The organism is Sedimentibacter sp. MB31-C6, from assembly GCF_035934735.1.
Taxonomy (GTDB): domain Bacteria; phylum Bacillota; class Clostridia; order Tissierellales; family Sedimentibacteraceae; genus Sedimentibacter.
The window spans coordinates 294,851-312,604 of sequence record NZ_CP142396.1 but is presented as its reverse complement, the minus strand read 5'-3'; the positions used below and the strand labels follow the sequence as shown (position 1 = coordinate 312,604).

Here is a 17,754-nt window from a genome sequence, read left to right as displayed (position 1 = left end):
AGTGTAAACATTTTCAATTTGTGGTACAATATATATAGGTATACAATTATAAAAATATGGAATAGGAGTGTGATTATTATGGTGCAATTAGTTTGTGGACACAATGGTACAGGCAAAACAAAAAGAATGATTGAAATGGCAAACAATTATATTGATGGTATTCAAGGTAAGATGGTTTTCCTAGAAGCTAGCAATAGGCATATATTTGATTTAGATTATAAGATCAGATATATTAACACTAAAGAGTTTGGGTTGACCAATGATGAGCAATTTCAAGGTTTTGTATGTGGATTAATAGCAACTGATTATGATGTAGAACTAGTTTACATAGATGGATTATACAAGATTGCCCAAGCAAATATGGATAAATTAGAAACTGTAATACAAAGATTAGATTTTTTATCAAAAAAATTTGATGTTGATTTTGTAATGAGTGTAAACCATGATAAAGAGGCTGTTCCAGAAGTACTAAAAGATAGAGTTATAAGTTAAATTAGAAAATAATTCCACTGGCGATTAGTCAGTGGATTCATTTAAGTTTAGATTAAATTTAAATGTTTTGCTCTTGCTAAAGTTTGTACATTCTGTTAAAATTGATGTAGTTCTTAGTAAGGAATGACAAATTAGAAAGAGTGAATTTATGAATTATTTTAAACCTAATAAAACAATTTTTGATGATTTTTTTGAGCATCGAGATATGTTGATTATTCAACATATGAATGGAGATATTAATAAAAAAGAATATTTAGAGCTCAATTATAAATATATGCTAGAAAAAAGCATTAAACCATTTCAAAGAATTGATAGTTTTGAAAAGGGAATGTACAATTATCAATATTATAATATGATGGCTAAATACCACAGGATGATTGCTCAAGAAATTAAGGATAAGGGTAAACACATAAGTTTCTATAACAAATATTTAAATGAAGCTGATTATTATTATAACGAAAAGGATAAAACTACATTTAGACTCTTAAGATTTTTACATTATGAAAATGTTGAAGCATATTTTATTAAAATGGAGTCTTTAAATCTAGAAGGTAAACTATACGAAATAGTACTTAGTAATTATGAATATGCAGTTTTGCATTCAAAGTGCTTATGGTTGTTAGAAGTTTTAAAAAAAGAGAATGTATTTTTAGATAAAAGAAAAAAATCAGTTATTGATTATTACGTAAATCAAAAATATTAAAAATGGGCGATTAATTCGCCCATTTTTGTAGGGGACGCATTGCATGCGTCCCGCATTAGTTCCTTCGCTTAATTTGCGTTTGCTATTATTTTGATTATATTATCCAATGAAGTTCCAACTGCAATTTCAAAGGTTCCGCTTCTCAATCGTGTATCAAGTCCTAATTCAACAGATCTATTTAAAAATTCATTTTTATTATTAATTAAATTTGAGTTTACAAGAATATCGCCTATACTAGATGGAAAAGATCCCTCTGGAATTTCAATTGTAGCAATAACATCACTTACATTATTGCCTTCAGTATCATCAGGTTCCTTTGTATCAGTATTATCTGGTTCTTCCGTATCCTCATTATCAGAAACCTCAGGTTTTTCATCATCTATTTCATCATCTATTTCATCAGTATTATCATTAAGGTTAGAAGTTGAATCGTGTTCATCATCAATTTGTATTATGTCTGCTCCATCAGCAATTACTTCTTTTTCTATATCTTTATTAAATAATAAGTTAAACCTCCATGCCAAGATAGCAACCATAATTACAATTACAGCAATTATCAATCCATAGTCAGTTATATTGTATAAAAAATCTCTTATGGCATTTATTATTTTTTTCATATGTACACCTCGTCAATTTATAACTACCACATAATATATTAACATAAAAAGAATACATTTTCAATAATTTCATTCAATAAAAACATGTTAATATTTTCAATTTATTGTATAAACTTTTCTTATAATTTGATATAATTAATAAAAAGTAAAAATGGAGAAATTATGAAGGAAATAATTATAACAAATAACGAAGCAGGGCAAAGGGTTGATCGGTTTTTAAAAAAATACTTAAATAAGGCAAATCAATCTTTTATTCATAAAATGATAAGAAAAAAGAATATTAAGTTAAATAATTTAAGAATACAACCTGAAATAATATTAAAAATAGATGATAAAGTTCAAATTTATTTATCTGATGAAACAATTTCTAAGTTTAGAGAAAAGAAATCTTTAAAAGAAACTAGCATACATTTTAAGACAGTTTACGAAGATGATAATATATTAATTGTAAATAAACCTGTAGGATTAAGTACTCAACCTGACGCAACTAGTACAAAAAGTCTAGTAGATGAAATTAAGATGTATTTAGATGCAAAAGAGAAAAATATAAGTTTCACTTTTAAACCAGCAGTTTGTAATAGACTTGATAAAAATACATCGGGATTAGTAATTGCTGCTAAAAATTACAATACTTTAAAGCAGACGAATAAGGCTATTAGAGAAAGGAATATAAAAAAATATTATATTGCAAAAATACATGGAATAATTAGTGATGATTTAGAATTAAGTGACTATTTAATTAAGAATGAAAATAAGAATATGGTTAAAGTTGTGAAAAGGAAAGGAGAAAATACAAAAAAAATAGTTACATACGCTCATCCCATTAAAAATGAAGGTAAGTATAGTTGGATTGAAATTGAACTTGAAACAGGGAGAGCCCACCAAATTAGAGCTCACTTATCTTCAATTGGACACCCTATTGTTGGTGATAAAAAGTATGGGAAAAAGGACAATGAAAAATATCAAGTGCTACATGCATATAAATTAATATTAAACGGTTATGAAGAGGAATTAGCTTATTTAAATGGTAAGATAATAAAATCTGATATAAAAGAAAGAGAGATAATATCTAAAAACCAGGGAGGAAATAAATGAAGATTATTTTAGTTAATAGAAACAATGAAATAGTAGAAGTTAATAATAATGAAACATTATATAGTTTGGCAAAAAAAATTTATAAAGATGATTATAAAAGGTTTCTTGTTGCTAAAGTAAATAATAAGTTACAAGAATTAATAAGTAGTTCATTTACAGAAAATGACAAAATAGAATTTTTAGATATAAAAGATAATGATGGTCATAGGGTTTATGTTAGAACATTAAGTTTAGTATTTATTAAGGCATGTAAGGATATATTTGAAAATATAGATGTTTCTATAGAGCATTCTCTTAATAAGGGTTTATATATTGAAATTAAAAATAAAAAAGCAATTCACTTAAATGATGTCAGCAAAGTTAAAATCAAAATGCAAGAAATAATAGATGATCAAAAACCTATAGAACAAACATTTTTAAATGTTAAGGATGCAAAGGAAATTTTTAACAAACAGGGAATGGATGATAAGGTAGAACTTTTGAATCATTGGAATAAGGATAAAATTAGAGTATATAAGCTAGAAGATTATTATGATAATTTTTATGGATATTTAGCTCCAAATACGAATGTTATAGATAAGTTTGATTTAAAGTTATTTTATCCTGGAGTGATATTAAATTTCCCAACAAAAGAAAACAATTTCGAGCTTCCTGAATATATTGAACAAAAGAAGATATCTAAAGTTTTCAGAGAAACAGAAGAATGGGGGGAAATAATGGATGTTGGATATGTTGGTGCTTTAAATAATAAAATAGCAGATAGTACTATTGAAGATATGATTCGCATCAACGAAGCATTACATGAGAAAAAAATTGCATATATAGCAGATGAAATAACAAGTGACAAAAATATTAAAATAGTATTAATTTCAGGTCCATCTTCTTCTGGTAAAACAACTTTTGCACAAAGGCTTTCAATTCAATTAAGGGTGAATGGTAAAAAAACATATGCACTATCATTAGATGATTATTTTGTAAACAGAAGCCTTACACCAAAAGATGAAAACGGAGATTATGATTTTGAAACAATAAAAGCTGTAGATTTAGATTTGTTTAATGAACAATTATTAGATTTAATGGCTGGTGATACGGTTAATATTCCAGTTTATAATTTTATTACTGGAGAAAGGGAATTTACGAGAGAACCAGTTACATTATCAAAGGAACATATAATAATTGTTGAGGGAATCCATGGTCTTAACGACGAGTTGACTAAAAATATTCCTCACAAGAATAAATATAAAATTTATATAAGTGCGTTAACACAATTAAATATTGATAATCATAATCATATTGCTACCTCTGATTTAAGACTTATTAGACGTATAGTAAGAGATAATACTCATAGAGGTAATAATGCTCTAAAAACAATGGAATTATGGGATAATGTATTGCGAGGTGCGGAGAAATATATTTTCCCATATCAAGAAAATGCAGACGCTATATTTAATTCTGCATTAGTATATGAATTATGTGTTTTAAAAAAATATGCTTTACCGTTGATAAAGGAAATTGATGAAGACAGTGAATTTTTCCCTGAAAGACAAAGACTATTAAAGTTTTTAAGTTACTTTAAAACTTTAGAATGTGAAAGTGCTATTCCTAATACATCTATTTTAAGAGAGTTTATTGGAGGAAGCTGTTTCGAATAAATGTAGTAGGGGTCGCATTGCATGCGACCCGAATATCATTTTATGCGACACTACATTTATTTATAAATCGTTCAAATCAATTTTACCTCGTTTCATTCCAACACTTAAAGCTAGTCCGATGCTTATCATATTAATTAACATAAATGTTCCTCCATAACTAATGAAGGGGAGAGGTATACCAGTAACTGGCATAAGTCCCATTGTCATCCCTACATTTTCAAAGATATGAAATAAGAACATAGCTGTAATACCTGTAACAATTAGGGAGCCAAATAAATTTGCAGCATGTTTAGCTATTTTAATTAATCTGTACAATAAAATAGCATACAAAATCAATAATAGAAGTCCACCTAACAATCCTAATTCCTCACCAATAACGGCAAATATAAAATCTGTTTCCTTTGTTGGCAGGTATCCAAGCTGATTTTGTACTCCGTTGTAAAGTCCTCTACCATAAAGCATACCAGATCCGATTGCAGTTTTTGACTGAATTACTTGATAACCAGTATCTTCGGGATCAAGTTCAGGATAAAAGAATGTAACAATTCTATCAAATTGATAATTGTCTCCTAATGTGTAATCTTGCATTATATAGAAGAATGCACCTAGTCCAATAATAAGAAGTACTAATGTAATAATTAATATTGTCATAATATATCTATAATTAATTTCTGATATAAATATCATAATTGCAATGAAAAATATAAAAACTAAAGAAGTTCCTAAATCAGGTTGCAACAAAATCAGAAAAACAGGGAATAGTGCAAATGCTAATATTTTCAATAATACAATTGGTTCATTTATACTTTCCTTGTGTAAATCAATAAATTTCGCCAATGATATAATAACGCCGAATTTAGCTACTTCTGATGGCTGAAATACAATTGGTCCTATTGCAATCCAACTCCTTACATCCCCCCAATCAGATGCACTTACAGAATTAATTAAAGCATATAACAACAGTCCAACAGATATAACATAAATTGGAATGTAAAAGCTTCCATAAATATCATAATCAATAAAAAGCAAAAACAACATTATAAACAATCCTAAAATAAAAGCTATTATTTGTGTTTTTAAAAAAGGCTCACTTCCGTTAACTTTACTCATTGTTGCACTGTTAATAATTATAAAACCATATATAGATAAAAATATTGATGTAAAAAACAATATAAAATCAAACCTTTTAAGTTTGCTTTCCTTCTTAAACATAATTCCTCCAATTGTCTTAATGAATATATTATATCACAATTTAATATATTGCAAAATATAATTTTTCCTAGTTCTAAAGCTTCATATTATATTTTTTCTTAAGAACTATATGTAAATTATTCTTAACAAAGGAAGTAACATATGCTATAATGAACGATAGTAAAGGAATAGGTAAACATATTTGTCAAGATTAAGAATTAGAGGAATTACAATGATAATATTTGGTATAGATCCTGGCCTTGCAATATCAGGTTATGGTGTTTTAAATTATATAGGGAATAAATTTGATGTTTTAGAGTATGGAGCTATTACAACTGAAAGTTGCGAAGAATTTCCATTAAGGTTAAAAAAAATATATGACTGTTATAGTGAGTTGTTTAAAATGTACAAGCCTGAAGCTGTAGCAATAGAGGAATTGTTTTATAACAAAAATGTTAAAACTGCCATTGCAGTTGCACAAGCAAGAGGTGTTCATCTTTTGGCAGCAGTAAATAATTCAATACCTTTGTATGAATACACTCCTCTCCAAATAAAGCAAGGTATAGTTGGTTATGGAAGGGCAGAAAAAAGACAAGTACAAGAAATGGTAAAAATAATTCTTAAATTAGATTCAATACCAAAACCAGATGATGTTGCTGATGGATTAGCAGTTGCAATTTGCCATGCTCATTCACTGAAATATGCTGAAAATTTTAAAATACTGAAATATTAGATTAAAGAAAAGTTAGCAGTTTCAAGATAACATGTGTTTAGAGAGGAGAATTATGATAAGCTTTATTAAAGGTGAAGTTATAAAAAAAGGTTTAGATTATTTAGTTATAGAAAATAATAATATAGGATATTTTATTAGCACTTCTCTTTCTACATTAAAAATGCTTAACGAAGGGGATAATGTTTGTATATATACATATTTACATATAAGAGAAGACATATTGGCTTTATATGGTTTTTTAAAATCTGAGGAACTTGAAATGTTTAAAAAACTTATATTAGTAAATGGCATAGGTCCAAAGGCTGGACTTTCAGTGCTGTCAACTTATAATATAAATACGATTAAAGAGATAATACTAAAAGATGATACAGTCAAAATGTCAAAAGTTCCTGGTATTGGTAAGAAAACTGCAAGTAAAATTATACTTGAACTAAAGGATAAAGTTGGTACATTGGAAGGCATAACTTCTGATGATAAAATAGATGAAATTTCTATTCAAAGTAATTCAGAAACTTCTGATGTTTTAAATGCTTTAATATCTCTTGGTTTCAATCAATTTGAAGCTAAAAAAACTTTAGATAATATGGATTTAACTGGAAAATCCGAAAATGATATAATAAAAGAGGCATTAAAAAATATAAATAGGTAGGTAGGTAATGGGATGAATGATAGAGAAAATGAAATAGTTACTAGCACTCTTAAACCAGGGGAAGAAGATATTGAGCTAAGTCTGAGACCTCAAAAGCTTACCCAGTATGTTGGCCAAGATAAAGTTAAAGAAATATTAGAAATATTTATTGAATCTGCAAAAATGAGAAATCAACCTTTAGATCATGTTCTTTTATCAGGGCCACCAGGTTTAGGTAAAACTACTTTGGCGAATATTATATCAAATGAAATGAATGTTAATATTAGAGTAACTTCTGGACCAGCAATTGAACGACCTGGAGATTTAGCTGCAATATTAACTAATTTGAATGAAAATGATGTTCTCTTTATAGATGAAATTCATAGGCTTAATAAAAGTGTTGAAGAAATAATGTACCCTGCTCTTGAAGATTATGCATTAGATATAATTATAGGTAAAGGACCATCTGCTAGATCAATAAGACTAGACTTACCTAAGTTCACGTTAATTGGAGCAACTACTAGATCAGGTATGCTTGCATCACCTTTACGTGATAGATTTGGAGTATTGTGCAATTTAGACTTTTATAATAATGAAGATTTACAACGAATTGTTTTACGTTCAGCTGTCATAATGAATATAGAGATTAGCGAAGAAGGAGCTAAAGAAATAGCTAAGCGTTCTAGAGGGACACCAAGAATTGCAAATAGACTTTTAAAACGTGTTAGAGATTATGCTTTAGTAAAATCTAATGGCTCTATTGATATAAGTACTGCAGACAAGGCATTAAGAATGTTTGAAATAGACGAAATTGGGCTAGATAAGTTAGATAGACGAATTTTGAATACTATAATTGACTATTATAAAGGTGGTCCTGTAGGATTAGATACTCTTGCAGCATCAATAGGAGAAGAAAAAGGAACCATAGAAGATGTTTATGAGCCTTTTCTTCTACAAATTGGATTTATAAATCGTACGCCTAGAGGAAGAGTTGTTACAGAACTAGGTTATAAACATGTAAATAAGGTAAAAAATAATTCTAATTCTAATCAAATTATTATTGACTTAGAATAGTGACAGGTGGGTATTATGAGAAAAATTTACATAATTTTATCAATATGTATAATTACAATTCTGTTTTCAACTAATGTTGTATTAGCATTTGAAGATGAGGAATATAATGTAAGGGTTAGAATTAGATCCCCAAGGCAATATAATGAACAAGCTGAACTTGATGGATATGATAATATATCTGTGTATAAGAATAAAAATGACAATATGGAACTATTATTTAAAACAGATAACAATTTGAGTATATTGCTTGATTCTTTTTATGATAGCAAATTCAATTTTTTTGAAGGAAAAGGAAACGGTGCAGTTGTTGGACCATATCATGTTTGTCTAAAAGATAGTTTTTTTACTTATGAAGAAGTTGAAAATGAAATTGAGATACTTAATGAAAGAACTGGAATTAAATTTTACCCTTTTTATAATGGTTCGGAATATGAAATTTACTCTGGTTCCTATGTTGATGAAAAGCAGGCAAATGAATTAGTGACTGTTTTAGAAGATAATGGTTTAGATAGTATAATTGAAAATGGTGAAAGTCAAAATGTCGTTATTTATAATGATAATAATGATATAGAATTTATGTATAGTAAGAATTACAATATTTTCTTTACTTCCTACAATAGTGGCGAAGAAGTAGAAATGATAAAAATTGATAACAGGCCATATAGAGGGATGATTGGATTTTATATAATTGAAAATTATAAATTAATATCAATAAATTATGTAGATTTAGAAAGTTATTTATATGGTGTAGTACCTAATGAGATTTCAGCATCATGGCATATTGAGTCAATAAAGGCTCAATCTGTAGCAGCTAGAACTTATGCTGTTTCTTGTATAACTCCTAATTCATCTTATGGCTATGATTTAGACGATAATCAAAACAGCCAAGTATATAGGGGATATTTTAGTGAAAATAAATTATCTAATAAAGCTGTTGATGAAACTATGGGAGAAATGATTTATTATGATGGAGAACTAATACATGCATTTTATCATTCTACAAGTGGGGGCATGACTGAAGATTCTGAGAATATTTGGTATGAAGAGGTTCCTTATTTAAGAGGCGTAGATGATGAATTTTCAAATAATTCGGACTCACCTCATAATGAATGGGAAATATCTTATTCAAAAGATGATATTATTGATATGTTAAGAGAAGATGGACATGCCATAAATAGAATTTATGGAATTGAAATAACAGATATATCTGAGAATAACAGAGTTATAGAATGTATATTTTCAACTGATATTGGAGAAATTTCATATAAGAAGGAAAACGCAAGATTATTATTAGGACTTAAAAGTTCATGGTTCATGATTGGTAGTGGTAATTTCTTTTATTTTACAAATGAAAATTACTTTAGTAATTTTAAATCAAATTCAGATGAAGATGGTATAATAGGTTCTATATTAGAAGAAGATGAGTTATCAGATTCTAGTGAATTTTTAGATTCTGGTGCTTTAAATGGAAGAGCTGTAATATCAAGTAATGGTAATTATGAATTAAATAAAGAGAATGTAGCTTTTATAAGCTCAAAAGGAGTTACCATAGAAAGTGTAAATTCTTCTAAATATACTTTTAATGGTAGAGGATGGGGACATGGTATTGGTATGAGCCAATACGGTGCAAAAGAAATGGCAGAAGAAGGATTTGATTATGAAAAAATACTTAAATATTACTATACTGGAGTAAATATTAGATGACAGAAATAAATTTTAAAACAAGTGATTTTTATTATGATTTACCAGAAAAATTAATAGCTCAAACACCACTGAAAGACAGAGATCATTCAAGATTGTTAGTTTTAGACAAAAAAACTGGACAAATGGAACATAAATATTTTTATGATGTATTAGATTTTTTAAATAAAGGTGATTGTCTTGTAATAAATGATACAAAAGTTTTGCCAGCAAGGCTTTTTGGTGTGAGGAAGGATACAGGCGCAGTAATTGAGTTACTTTTGTTAAGAAGAATTGATGATAATAAATGGGAAACCCTTGTAAAACCGGGAAAAAAGGCTAAAAAAGGAATAGAACTTATATTTAAGGAAAATCTACTTACGGGAAAAATAGTCGATGTACATGAAGATGGAAATAGAATTATAGAATTTGAATATAAAGGTATTTTTGAGGAAATATTAGATCAATTAGGCGAAATGCCTTTGCCACCATATATTCATGAAAAATTAGAGGATAAAAATAGATATCAAACTATTTATGCTAAGCATCCTGGGTCAGCAGCAGCGCCTACAGCAGGTCTTCATTTTAATGATGAATTATTGGATAAAATTGAAAAAAAAGGAGTTAAATTAGCTAAGCTTACACTTCATGTTGGATTAGGGACTTTTAGACCAGTTAAATCTGAATTTATTTCAGAGCATAAGATGCATTCAGAATATTACGAACTTACTAATGAAGAAGCAGAAAAAATCAATAATGCAAAAAAACAAGGAAATAAAGTAATATCAGTTGGAACTACTAGTACTAGAACGCTTGAAACTATAGGAGATCATAATGGATTAGTAAAAGGTCAAAAAGGATGGACTGATATATTTATATTCCCTGGCTATAAGTACAAAGTAGTAGATTCTCTAGTTACTAATTTTCATTTACCAGAATCTACTCTAATTATGTTAGTAAGTGCTTTGTGTGGCAAAGAAAATATATTAAAAGCATATAAAGAAGCTGTAGACAAAGAATATAGATTTTTCAGCTTTGGAGATGCTATGTTTATAAAATAAAAAAGCAGGTGAGTTATGTTTAAATATGAATTAATAAAAGAATCTAAGGAGTGCAAGGCAAGGCTTGGTAAAGTACATACAAATCATGGAGTTATAGAAACACCTGTATTTATGCCAGTTGGAACTAAAGCTACAGTAAAAGCAATGACTCCAGATGAAATGAAAGATTTAGAAGCACAGATAATCTTAGGAAACACTTATCATCTTTATTTAAGACCAGGTGATGAGTTAATAAGAGAAGCTGGTGGACTTCATAAATTTATGAATTGGGATAGACCAATTTTAACTGATAGCGGCGGATTTCAAGTGTTTAGCTTAGGTAAACTTAGAAAAATCACTGAGGAAGGTGTTGAATTCCAATCTCATGTAGATGGCTCAAAACATTTTATAAGTCCAGAGAAGTCGATGGAAATACAAAATAATTTAGGTTCAGATATTATGATGGCTTTTGATGAATGTGTTCCATATCCAGCTACATATGAATATGCTAAAAATTCAATGGAAAGAACTACTAGATGGGCGAAACGCTGTAAGGATTTTCATAAAAATACTGATAATCAAGCTTTGTTTGGAATAGTTCAAGGTAGTATGTTTGAGGATTTGAGAAAAGAAAGTGCTAAGCAAATTACAAATTTGGATTTTCCTGGATATGCAATAGGTGGATTAAGTGTTGGCGAACCTAGAGATTTAATGTGTGAAGTAATGGATTATACAGTGGATTTATTGCCTAAGGATAAACCAAGATACCTCATGGGCGTTGGTAGTCCTGATTACCTTTTTGAAGCAGTAGAAAGAGGAATTGATATGGCAGATTGTGTTTTACCAACAAGAATGGCGAGACATGGAGCTTTTATAACAAGCAAAGGGCAATTGACTATTAAAAATGCAAAATATAAAAATGATTTTTCACCTATTGATGAAAATTGTAATTGCTATACTTGTAGAAATTATTCAAGAGCTTATATTAGGCATCTTTTCAATGAAAAGGAAATTCTGGGTGCAAGACTTGCATCTATTCATAATTTATTTTTCTTGATTAATTTGATGAAAAGTATTAGAATTAGTATTATGGAAGATAATTTCATGGATTTCAAAAAAGAATTTTATGAAAATTATGGTTATTAGAAAAAATATTTAGGAGGAATTATGGGTTCACAATACGGCAGTTTGATTATGTTAGTGGTTTTATTTGCAATAATGTATTTTATGATGATAAGACCGCAGAAAAAGAAAGAAAAAGAAGTACAAAACATGAGAAATACCTTGTCTCAAGGAGACGAAGTTATAACTATAGGTGGCATTCATGGTAAGGTAGTCAAAGTAAGTGATGAAATAGTTGTTGTAGAATTATCACATGCTAAGCAACGAATAGAATTTTCTAAATGGGCTATTGGAAGCGTAGTAAAAAAAGGTAAAGAAAAAATAGAAGATAAGCAAGAAATTGTTGAAGAAGTTGATGAGGACAAAGAATAAATTACATATTAAAAAGGAGCATTGCTCCTTTTTTTATTATATAGGAAAGTTCTCCTTTCCTATATAATAAAAAACGAGGATTGCAAAGGACGGAACGTCCTTGCCGTTAAGGGGGGTGCTCAGTAAAAATGCTTTAATAAAGCATTTTTACGCCGAAGGGGGACATAGGTCCCCCTAGCGGGTGTTGCGAAGCAACTCTTTTTATTGTTGACAATTTTCTTTTCGTCATCCAGTGACACTGTTGCGGGACGCATAAAATGCGTCCCCTACTTTTTAAATAAATATTTAAATAGTACAACAAATTCATGTGATAATAATGGAATCATAGATAATAGTATTAAATCAATCCATTCTAGTAATGAAAGTTGAACTGTTTGAAATGCTTCTGTTAAGAATGGTATTTCAGTTACAGCAACTTGCAATAATAGTCCTACAAAGAATGCACCTATCATAGCTTTGTTTTCAAAATGATTCATTTTGAATAGCGATTTATCATAATTTCTCATACCAATTGCATGAAATAGTTGCGATACACCTAAAGTTGTAAATGCATATGTTTGTGCATGAATTAATATATTAGGATTTTGTAATGTTATTTTAATACTTTCTAATGTAATTTGTTGACCAGTTATATTTAGTTCTTTAATAGGAGAGAACAAGAATGCACCTAAAGTTAAAGCTGCAATCATGAATCCATTATATATGGTAAAAGCCATACCACCGTGAGCAAATAAGCTTTCATTTGGATTTCTAGGTTTGGCTTTCATGATATCATCATCTTTAGTGTCTACACCTAAAGCTAAACCTGGCAAGGAGTCTGTTATTAAGTTAATCCATAGTATGTGAATAGCTTTTAATGGAGATGCAAGACCAGCAACAATGGCAGTAAACATAGATATTACTTCACCAAAGTTTGAAGAAAGAAGGAATAGTACAGTCTTTTTAATATTCTGATAAATTCCTCTTCCTTCAGCTACAGCCTTTTCAATAGTTGCAAAATTGTCATCAGTGAGAATCATGTCAGCAGCGCCTTTAGCAACATCAGTTCCAGTAATCCCCATTGCTACACCTATATCTGCTGATTTTAATGAAGGAGCATCATTAACGCCGTCACCAGTCATAGACACGATACTTCCATTCGATTTAAAAGCTTTTACAATCATAACTTTATGTTCAGGTGATACACGAGCAAAGACACGTAAATTTTTAACTTTTTCATTTAATTTTTCTTGAGTTATATTATTTAATTCATTTCCAGTAATACATTGGCTTTCGTCATTAGCAATACCAAGATTTTTTGCAATTGCAAGAGCAGTATCTTTATGATCGCCAGTTATCATAATTGTTTTAATTCCAGCATCCTTAAATACATTAACAGAATCTTTTGCTTCTGGTCGAGGAGGATCTATCATACCAACTAAACCAGTAAATATAAGATTTTCTTCCTTTGCAGAATCATCATCTTCCTTTATAGCTAAAGCTAATACTCTTAGAGCTTCTTTAGCCATTTCACCAGCAGCTATATTAATTTCTGCAATATGTTTTTCCGTAATATTAGTTACTTCATTATTGATTAGTATTTTTTTACACCTAGTTAAGAGTATATCCATTCCACCTTTAGTGTAGCTCATAATTTTGCCATTTTCATTTTTGTGAACTGTTGTCATCATTTTACGCCCTGAATCGAATGCCTGTTCGTTTATTCTTGGATTCTTTTTTTCAAGACCTTCTCTTGTTACGTTAGCAAAGTCACCCATGTCTAATAGAGCAAGTTCAGTAGGATCACCTATTCTTACATTATTTTCAGTTGAAGCATCATTACAAAGAACGAATCCATCTATAAATAATTTATCCTTTTCGTATGAAATTTCATTAACATCTTTTGTTTGTCCATTTAAATAAACTTTAGTGACTGTCATCTTATTTTGTGTAAGGGTACCAGTTTTATCTGAACAAACAATGCTAACTGCCCCTAAAGTTTCAACAGCAGGTAATTTACGTACTATTGTATTAACTTTCACCATTCTTTGAACTCCTAGAGCTAAAACTATAGTAACTACAGCTGTTAGTCCCTCTGGAATTGCTGCAACAGCTAATGATATCGCGGTTAATAACATTTCCGCTATATCTCTACCTTGAATAACTGCTATACCAAACATGGCTATAACAATTACAATAGCAACTATACCTAGAACTTTTCCTAAGTCATTAAGACGTTTTTGAAGAGGAGTTAACTCATCACTAGTTTCATTGATTAGAGTTGCTATTTTGCCTATTTCAGTGTTCATTCCTGTATAAACAACAATTCCTTCGCCACGACCATATGCTACACTTGTAGATGAAAAAGCCATATTTATTTGGTCACCAATACCTATATCTTCGTTAGCAACATAATTAGAATCTTTATCAACTGGTACTGATTCACCAGTTAATGCTGATTCTTCTATTTTTAGATTAACAGTTGATAGCAATCTCATATCAGCAGGTATAATACGGCCTGCTTCCAATACTACAATATCACCTATTACAAGCTCACTAGCTGGTACTTCTATTATTTTACCATCTCGTCTTACCACTGCATTTGGACTTGATAGGTTTTTTAAAGCTACAAGTGCTTGCTCAGCTTTAGACTCTTGAACCATTCCTATTATTGCATTTACAAGAACAACCGCAAGGATAATTAAAGCATCGCTAATTTCTCCAAGAAAAACAGAGATAATAGCAGCAGCAAACAATATATATATCATTGTATCCTTTAGTTGTGATAAAAACATTTGTACTTTAGTTTTAGATTTTTTTTCAATTAAAGTGTTAGGTCCATACTTTTCATATCTTTTTTTTGATTCATTTAAACTAAGACCATTCTTTACATCTGAACCTAATACAGAGCATGTTTCATCTACACTTTTTTTATAAAACATAATTTCTCCTTTAATATAAATTTTTTGCGAAAAAAAAGACCTTTAGCATATCTTTTATAAAAAATAAAAAAATATACTAAAAGTCTTGTTACCTAAGCGGATTTTTAGCCAGAATTATAGAATTCAAGATGTTGACTAAAAATTTAAAACTACTCCCCTTTAGTTACTTACTAATTTTGGAATGAGCTAAGTATAACATCATAATTTCATAATGTAAAGAACATTAATTGTTAAAATAATGTAAAATTCTACAATGAATAATGAGTTATATGATGTAAATATCTCTATAGCATTGGTTTAGATATAGGTTTTAGTGCGACACTGAGATGCAATTTAAATATATGTTCTTTTTTATAATTATTAGAATAATATATACTGTAGTATATTACTAGGGAGGCTAGTTATGAAAATAGGTGTGTTACTTAAATATTCGTTATATTTATTATTGATTATATTAATAACATTTTTAATTCTTACAACGTATTTATATTTCTTCTCAAATAAACCAAGTATTGAAATTGCCTATTATTTTATTGTTCCAATATGTATGTTTATTATTTCTTTTTTATATTCTAGAAATATTCATGAGAGAGGATTAGTTAGAGGTTTAGAAATATGGATTATATACATGGGAATAATACTTTTATTGAAGTTGGTTTTTCAATTTGCATTTGAATCTAACATATTACAACATATAATTTATTTGCCTATATCGATTCTCGGGGGTGTAATAGGAGTAAATATTAAAAAATAAAAAAAGTACTTTTCAAAAATCCCTTAAGATGCTATAATTTATAAAGCTAATAAGGAGGTTTAAGATGATACATATTAAAACATTAAACAAAACAAAATTAACTGATAATATTAACTCAAAAGGTTGTGGAGAATGTCAAACTTCTTGTCAATCTGCTTGTAAGACTTCTTGTACTGTAGGAAATCAAAAGTGCGAGAATAAATAAACTTGTAGTGGCGAAGCCACTACTTTTTATATTATTCAATTTAATTGGAGGATTGGAGGAAAAAATGATACATGTTTATAAAATAGAAGATATGCATTTTGTTATAGATACTAATAGTGGATTAGTTCATTCTGTTGATGAAATTATATATGATTTATTAATAGAAGAGAATTTTAAAAATGAGAATAAATTACAAGAATTATGTGTAAAATATGGACAAGATATTATTGATGAAGCTCTTTTAGAAATTAAATATCTTATTGATAATAAAATGCTTTATACAGAGGAAAACAATATTGTAAATCGGATAGAGCCTGCAGTGAAAGCCATGTGCCTTAATATGACTCATGACTGTAATCTGAGATGTGAGTATTGTTTTGCTTCTCAAGGAACATATAATGGTGAAAGAGCGTATATGAGCTATGAAACTGGAAAAAAAGCTTTTGATTATTTAGTTAAAAGTTCAGGTAATAGAATAAACCTTGAAGTTGACTTCTTTGGTGGAGAGCCATTAATGAATTTCGATACTATTAAAAAACTAGTTGATTATGGTAGATCTTTAGAAGAAAAATACAATAAGCATTTTAGGTTTACTATAACAACCAATGGTGTGCTCTTGGATGAAGAAAAAAGAGATTATATCAATGAAGTTATGGACAATGTAGTTTTAAGTATTGATGGTAGAAAAGATATAAATGATAGAATGAGAAAAACTGTAAATAATAAAGGAAGCTACGACATAATAGTTGAGAATTTTAAAAAACTTGTAGACAAAAGAAAAGATAAGGATTATTTTGCCAGAGGAACATTCACTGCTTATAATCTTGACTTTGCCGATGATGTTAAGCATATGAGAGATTTAGGTTTTGATAAAATATCAGTTGAACCTGTTGTTGCAAAACCAGAAGAAAAATATGCATTAAAAGAAGAGCATATTGAAAAATTAAAATCTGAATATGAAAAATTGGCTAAATTATATATTGATTATAAAAATAATGATAAAAAATTTCAATTTTTCCATTTTAATATTGAATTAGATGGAGGTCCTTGTATATATAAACGTTCAATAGGTTGTGGAGCAGGAACTGAATATGTAGCTGTAACACCAGAAGGTGATTATTATCCATGCCATCAATTTGTTGGAGAAAAAAAGTTTATTATAGGAAATGTTGATGATGGTATAACTAATGATGAAGTAGTTAATATGTTTAGAAATGTATCAGTAAATGAAAAACCTGTATGTAAAGATTGTTGGGCAAAATACTATTGTAGTGGAGGCTGTCACGCAAATGCATATAATTTTAACAATGACTTTAAAGTTCCATACAATGTAGGATGTGAGCTTGAAAAAAAGAGAATAGAATGTTCAATATTTATAAAAGCTAAACTACAATAAATTAATAAGTTACTAAGAAAAGTTTAAATTAAAAAAATGGTGGTAAATATATACTAATATGTAGTATAATATAAAAAAC

Annotated in this window: 17 protein-coding genes; 14 read left to right on the top strand and 3 right to left on the bottom strand. The window is 28.8% G+C overall.

Annotated elements, in window-relative coordinates; genetic code table 11:
- Nucleotides 1–78 precede the first annotated feature (78 nt).
- Together U8307_RS01555 and U8307_RS01550 are read left to right on the top strand one after the other, a co-directional pair.
- Entirely contained in the window at nt 79–492 is a 414-nt protein-coding gene (locus U8307_RS01555) for an ATP-binding protein (RefSeq protein ID WP_326909591.1), read from the top strand.
- A gap of 148 nt (nt 493–640) precedes the next feature.
- Nucleotides 641–1,195, top strand: coding sequence for a DUF6648 family protein (locus tag U8307_RS01550; RefSeq protein WP_326909589.1), 555 nt, complete (start codon nt 641–643; stop codon nt 1,193–1,195).
- Nucleotides 1,196–1,263: 68 nt separating this feature from the next.
- Here U8307_RS01550 and U8307_RS01545 read toward each other — a convergent pair whose 3' ends face one another.
- Complete coding sequence (locus tag U8307_RS01545; RefSeq protein WP_326909587.1) at nt 1,264–1,812, bottom strand: hypothetical protein; 549 nt, start codon at nt 1,810–1,812, stop codon at nt 1,264–1,266.
- A gap of 162 nt (nt 1,813–1,974) precedes the next feature.
- Here U8307_RS01545 and U8307_RS01540 point away from each other — a divergent pair, with 162 nt between their 5' ends.
- Together U8307_RS01540 and U8307_RS01535 are read left to right on the top strand one after the other, a co-directional pair.
- Entirely contained in the window at nt 1,975–2,907 is a 933-nt protein-coding gene (locus U8307_RS01540; protein ID WP_326909586.1) for an RluA family pseudouridine synthase, read from the top strand.
- Nucleotides 2,904–4,559 carry a nucleoside kinase gene (locus U8307_RS01535; RefSeq protein WP_326909584.1) on the top strand — a complete coding sequence of 552 codons (1,656 nt, stop codon included), beginning with the start codon at nt 2,904–2,906 and terminating at the stop codon, nt 4,557–4,559. The genes U8307_RS01540 and U8307_RS01535 overlap by 4 nt, the downstream gene beginning before the upstream one ends.
- A gap of 60 nt (nt 4,560–4,619) precedes the next feature.
- Here U8307_RS01535 and rodA read toward each other — a convergent pair whose 3' ends face one another.
- Nucleotides 4,620–5,771 carry a rod shape-determining protein RodA gene (gene rodA / locus U8307_RS01530; RefSeq protein ID WP_326909582.1) on the bottom strand — a complete coding sequence of 384 codons (1,152 nt, stop codon included), beginning with the start codon at nt 5,769–5,771 and terminating at the stop codon, nt 4,620–4,622.
- Between the two features lie 211 nt (nt 5,772–5,982).
- Here rodA and ruvC point away from each other — a divergent pair, with 211 nt between their 5' ends.
- Genes ruvC through yajC form a run of 7 tightly spaced genes read left to right on the top strand, consistent with a single transcriptional unit; the run spans nt 5,983 to nt 12,399 of the window.
- Nucleotides 5,983–6,483, top strand: a complete 501-nt coding sequence (gene ruvC / locus U8307_RS01525; protein ID WP_326911516.1) for a crossover junction endodeoxyribonuclease RuvC — start codon at nt 5,983–5,985, stop codon at nt 6,481–6,483.
- 52 nt (nt 6,484–6,535) lie between these two features.
- On the top strand, nt 6,536–7,132 hold the full coding sequence (gene ruvA, locus U8307_RS01520; protein ID WP_326909580.1) for a Holliday junction branch migration protein RuvA: 597 nt from the start codon (nt 6,536–6,538) through the stop codon (nt 7,130–7,132).
- Between the two features lie 12 nt (nt 7,133–7,144).
- Nucleotides 7,145–8,185 (top strand): Holliday junction branch migration DNA helicase RuvB, encoded by a 1,041-nt coding sequence (gene ruvB, locus U8307_RS01515; protein WP_326909578.1) that lies wholly within the window; start codon nt 7,145–7,147, stop codon nt 8,183–8,185.
- Between the two features lie 15 nt (nt 8,186–8,200).
- Entirely contained in the window at nt 8,201–9,889 is a 1,689-nt protein-coding gene (locus U8307_RS01510; protein WP_326909576.1) for a SpoIID/LytB domain-containing protein, read from the top strand.
- A complete protein-coding gene (gene queA / locus U8307_RS01505) occupies nt 9,886–10,926 on the top strand; it encodes a tRNA preQ1(34) S-adenosylmethionine ribosyltransferase-isomerase QueA (RefSeq protein ID WP_326909574.1) in 1,041 nt (346 codons plus the stop codon). The genes U8307_RS01510 and queA overlap by 4 nt, the downstream gene beginning before the upstream one ends.
- A 15-nt stretch (nt 10,927–10,941) precedes the next feature.
- Nucleotides 10,942–12,051 carry a tRNA guanosine(34) transglycosylase Tgt gene (tgt, locus tag U8307_RS01500; protein ID WP_326909572.1) on the top strand — a complete coding sequence of 370 codons (1,110 nt, stop codon included), beginning with the start codon at nt 10,942–10,944 and terminating at the stop codon, nt 12,049–12,051.
- 21 nt (nt 12,052–12,072) lie between these two features.
- Nucleotides 12,073–12,399: a preprotein translocase subunit YajC gene (gene yajC, locus U8307_RS01495; protein ID WP_326909570.1), complete on the top strand. Its 327-nt coding sequence runs from the start codon at nt 12,073–12,075 to the stop codon at nt 12,397–12,399.
- Between the two features lie 266 nt (nt 12,400–12,665).
- Here yajC and U8307_RS01490 read toward each other — a convergent pair whose 3' ends face one another.
- Entirely contained in the window at nt 12,666–15,320 is a 2,655-nt protein-coding gene (locus tag U8307_RS01490) for a cation-translocating P-type ATPase (protein ID WP_326909568.1), read from the bottom strand.
- A 403-nt stretch (nt 15,321–15,723) separates the two neighbouring features.
- Between U8307_RS01490 and U8307_RS01485 the strand changes: the two genes are divergently transcribed.
- From U8307_RS01485 to scfB, 3 genes are all read left to right on the top strand, one after another.
- Complete coding sequence (locus U8307_RS01485) at nt 15,724–16,074, top strand: TIGR04086 family membrane protein (RefSeq protein ID WP_326909566.1); 351 nt, start codon at nt 15,724–15,726, stop codon at nt 16,072–16,074.
- A 64-nt stretch (nt 16,075–16,138) separates the two neighbouring features.
- Complete coding sequence (gene scfA, locus U8307_RS01480) at nt 16,139–16,279, top strand: six-cysteine ranthipeptide SCIFF (RefSeq protein WP_326909563.1); 141 nt, start codon at nt 16,139–16,141, stop codon at nt 16,277–16,279.
- Between the two features lie 64 nt (nt 16,280–16,343).
- A complete protein-coding gene (scfB, locus tag U8307_RS01475; protein ID WP_326909561.1) occupies nt 16,344–17,675 on the top strand; it encodes a thioether cross-link-forming SCIFF peptide maturase in 1,332 nt (443 codons plus the stop codon).
- The last annotated feature ends 79 nt before the right edge of the window (nt 17,676–17,754 follow it).

Excerpts from the sequence above, each read along its gene's own strand:
- scfA (WP_326909563.1), top strand. The coding sequence starts at position 16,139 with ATGATACATATTAAAACATTAAACAAAACAAAATTAACTGATAATATT.
- U8307_RS01510 (WP_326909576.1), top strand. The coding sequence starts at position 8,201 with ATGAGAAAAATTTACATAATTTTATCAATATGTATAATTACAATTCTG.
- U8307_RS01545 (WP_326909587.1), bottom strand. The coding sequence starts at position 1,812 with ATGAAAAAAATAATAAATGCCATAAGAGATTTTTTATACAATATAACT.
- U8307_RS01540 (WP_326909586.1), top strand. The coding sequence starts at position 1,975 with ATGAAGGAAATAATTATAACAAATAACGAAGCAGGGCAAAGGGTTGAT.
- rodA (WP_326909582.1), bottom strand. The coding sequence starts at position 5,771 with ATGTTTAAGAAGGAAAGCAAACTTAAAAGGTTTGATTTTATATTGTTT.
- tgt (WP_326909572.1), top strand. The coding sequence starts at position 10,942 with ATGTTTAAATATGAATTAATAAAAGAATCTAAGGAGTGCAAGGCAAGG.
- U8307_RS01535 (WP_326909584.1), top strand. The coding sequence starts at position 2,904 with ATGAAGATTATTTTAGTTAATAGAAACAATGAAATAGTAGAAGTTAAT.
- queA (WP_326909574.1), top strand. The coding sequence starts at position 9,886 with ATGACAGAAATAAATTTTAAAACAAGTGATTTTTATTATGATTTACCA.
- ruvB (WP_326909578.1), top strand. The coding sequence starts at position 7,145 with ATGAATGATAGAGAAAATGAAATAGTTACTAGCACTCTTAAACCAGGG.
- U8307_RS01550 (WP_326909589.1), top strand. The coding sequence starts at position 641 with ATGAATTATTTTAAACCTAATAAAACAATTTTTGATGATTTTTTTGAG.
- U8307_RS01485 (WP_326909566.1), top strand. The coding sequence starts at position 15,724 with ATGAAAATAGGTGTGTTACTTAAATATTCGTTATATTTATTATTGATT.
- ruvA (WP_326909580.1), top strand. The coding sequence starts at position 6,536 with ATGATAAGCTTTATTAAAGGTGAAGTTATAAAAAAAGGTTTAGATTAT.
- yajC (WP_326909570.1), top strand. The coding sequence starts at position 12,073 with ATGGGTTCACAATACGGCAGTTTGATTATGTTAGTGGTTTTATTTGCA.
- ruvC (WP_326911516.1), top strand. The coding sequence starts at position 5,983 with ATGATAATATTTGGTATAGATCCTGGCCTTGCAATATCAGGTTATGGT.
- scfB (WP_326909561.1), top strand. The coding sequence starts at position 16,344 with ATGATACATGTTTATAAAATAGAAGATATGCATTTTGTTATAGATACT.
- U8307_RS01490 (WP_326909568.1), bottom strand. The coding sequence starts at position 15,320 with ATGTTTTATAAAAAAAGTGTAGATGAAACATGCTCTGTATTAGGTTCA.
- U8307_RS01555 (WP_326909591.1), top strand. The coding sequence starts at position 79 with ATGGTGCAATTAGTTTGTGGACACAATGGTACAGGCAAAACAAAAAGA.